The 628-nt window shown below is 29.9% G+C and carries 2 protein-coding genes; both read right to left on the reverse strand.

Annotated features, from left to right (window positions below; genetic code table 11):
• Window positions 1-110, reverse strand: a 110-nt coding sequence (locus ACFPZ3_RS59875; RefSeq protein WP_379523392.1) for an AcrID1 family anti-CRISPR protein, incomplete at its 3' end; no start/stop codon positions are given.
• Between the two features lie 221 nt (window positions 111-331).
• The coding region (locus tag ACFPZ3_RS59880; protein ID WP_379523391.1) for a hypothetical protein at window positions 332-628 on the reverse strand (297 nt) is incomplete at its 5' end.

A 628-nucleotide genomic window follows, 5' to 3' on the forward strand; every position in this document is an offset into this window, starting at 1 on the left:
AATTCTTCTGGACTAACTTCAACATCTTCCCTAAATCTCAGCTGTAACTCGTCTACTGTACTGTCTTCAAATACTTGATTTACGATTTGATTTAAGACTTCATACTTCACTTTTTACTCACCACTTACATATATGTATCTTCTGCTATATAAATCTTTCTCTATCTTTTTACTTCTCTATCTCTTTATTTTTTCACCTCCTTGATTTTTCAACCTTTACAATTACTATCACAAAACTGAAAAAAACTAAGCATAATCTTAGCTAATTAGGAGAAAAATAAAAATTCTAAAAAGGAGAATTAGAACTTACAAATAAAAAAACAAAACTTAACTTACCAACAGTCTTCTAAATATTTCCTGACCTTTTTCTCACTGATTCCTAGTCCGTATGCAATCTCCTTAACTGTAAACCCTCTTTTGACTAACTCATGAACTATGCTAACTAGGTCATCCTCACTTTCAATATAGTACGTTTCTCCTTCAATTATTACTTCTTTTTTCATTTCTCTTTCACTGATATCATATATGTAAAAACTCATATATAAATCTTTCTCTAAACTTTTACGTTTGTATCTCTCGACTTTCAATAAGAGGCCTCCAATTTTTTCCAACACTGCATTCATAAATTG

This window comes from Nonomuraea insulae, from assembly GCF_042656245.1.